This is a genomic window from Nocardia sp. CY41 (genome assembly GCF_009829325.1).
Lineage (GTDB): Bacteria > Actinomycetota > Actinomycetes > Mycobacteriales > Mycobacteriaceae > Nocardia.
Genome location: NZ_VUOS01000122.1, coordinates 1 through 498 on the forward strand (window position 1 = coordinate 1; position 498 = coordinate 498).

Annotated in this window: 2 protein-coding genes; one reads left to right on the plus strand and one right to left on the minus strand. The window is 68.5% G+C overall.

Going from position 1 to position 498, the window contains the following annotated elements; genetic code table 11:
* On the plus strand, positions 1-218 hold a 218-nt coding region (locus tag GVY64_RS36970), incomplete at its 5' end, for a gas vesicle protein G (RefSeq protein ID WP_159851340.1).
* Between the two features lie 96 nt (positions 219-314).
* Here GVY64_RS36970 and GVY64_RS36975 read toward each other — a convergent pair.
* The coding region (locus GVY64_RS36975) for a helix-turn-helix domain-containing protein (RefSeq protein ID WP_159851342.1) at positions 315-498 on the minus strand (184 nt) is incomplete at its 5' end.

Genomic DNA, 498 nt, shown 5'->3' on the forward strand with positions numbered 1-498 from the left:
CGATCGTCACCTTGCCGTTGAGTGTGATCATCGGGGTGTTCCGGTGTGCTCAGGCCGTCTGGGACCAGGCCGAGCAGAAGACTCGACCGGACCCTGCGGTCATCCGCAGGCGACTCGAGCAGATCGCCGAGGCCGCCGCCGCGAGCGAGTTGTCGCAGCAGCAGAAGCTCGCCGCCCAGCAACACGTGTTCCTCCAGATGCAGCGCTACCCGCTGTGACCGAGGCCGAAGGCCTGAGCTCATACTCAGAACGCGACCACCCCCGACCCACCGGAAAGCGCTCGGTTTCGTGTTCGAAACCGGAAACTCCGCAGCTCAGGCCGTCGCGGGCTCGGCCCGCAAGTACGCGTAGACCGTTTCACGGCTGACGCCGAACTCCCTGGCCAGCGCCGCTTTCGGCACCCCGGCGGCGGCGCGGGCGCGCAACAAGTCGGCTTGCTCGGTGGTGAGGGCGGGTTTGCGGCCGGTGTAGGCGCCGCGGGCCTTCGCGGCGGCGATA